This is a genomic window from Roseobacter sp. HKCCA0434, assembly GCF_032464675.1.
GTDB lineage: Bacteria > Pseudomonadota > Alphaproteobacteria > Rhodobacterales > Rhodobacteraceae > Pontivivens.
Genome location: NZ_JAWDKL010000058.1, coordinates 1 through 1,190, shown reverse-complemented (window position 1 = coordinate 1,190; position 1,190 = coordinate 1). Strand labels below are relative to the sequence as shown.

General features: G+C 75.3%; 1 pseudogene. It reads right to left on the bottom strand.

The window, feature by feature from the left end:
* Positions 1-1,190 (bottom strand): annotated as a pseudogene (locus RX333_RS17215) (chromosome segregation protein SMC); the annotation flags it as partial.

Sequence of the window (1,190 nt, the reverse complement as noted above, 5' to 3'; positions counted from 1 at the left end):
GCCTCGGAGGCGCGGCGTTCGGCGTCCCGCTCGGCCTGCTCGGCGTTGCGCTGCGCGGTCTCCCCCTCGGCCAGCGCGTCGGCGGCGGTCTTGCGGCGGGTCTCGGCGCGCTCCAACTCGCGGGCGAGGGCTGCGCGCTTCTCGGCGATTTCGTCGGGCTGGGTGCGGGCGGATTTCAGCTCGCCCTCCGCCTTCTCGACCCGGCCCGCGAGGTCGGCGATCCGCTTCCCGGCGGTGTCGAGCCGGTGACGCCAGCCGCTGATTTCCTTGACCAGTTCCTGCTGACGCTTCAGCCGCGCCTCGCCCTCGCGCCGGATCTCGTCGGCGCGGCCGCGGGCGGTCAGCATGGCGGCGCGAGCGACGGACACGGTGCCCTTCTGACGCTCCACCTCGGCCCTCGCGCCGTCGAGATCGCCGAGATCGGCGCGCTGCTCCTCGGCCTCCGCCTTCGCCGCCTCGGCGGCGGTCACGTCCTCGGCCCGGCGCTCGGCGGCCATGCGCAGGGTCTCGGCCCGGCCTTCGAGCATCGAACGATCGGCCTCGGCCCGCGACAGGGCGCGGGTGGCTTGCGTCGCCGCTTCGTCCGCGCGGCGGCGGGCGGTGCGCGCCTCGGCCTCCTCCCGCGTGGCGGTGTCGAGGGCAGCACGCGCGGTTTCCTGCGCGGCCTGCGTCGTCTCGGCCTGTGCGCGGGCGGTCTCCAGCGCCGCCTCCAGCTCATCAAGCCGGTTTCGCTGCTGCAAACGCAGCGCAGTGGTGGAAGGCACGTCTGCGGCGGCGAGGCGGTAGCCGTCCCAGCGCCACAAATCCCCCTCGCGCGAGACGAGCCGCTGACCGGGGGCGAGCGCGGCCTGCAAGGCGTCGCCCTGCCTCGCCTCGACCAACCCGATCCGTGCGAGGCGGCGCGACAGCAGGTCCGGCGCGGTAACATGCTCGGCAAGCGGTGCGGCTCCGTCCGGCAGCGTGTTGCCGTGCTCGTAATCGGCCAGATCGGCCCAGCCGGACCCCCCCTCGGCCCGCGCGGCTTTCAGGTCATCGCCCAAGGCCGCGCCGAGTGCGGCTTCGTAGCCGGGGGCCGCGCGCACCTCGTCGAGCAGTTGCGGGCCGCTCGCCGACTCGCGGTCCAGCAGGCGGCGCAGGGCGGTGACCTCGCTGTCGAGCGCCTTTGCTTCCCCGGCAGCGGCGGAGGCGGC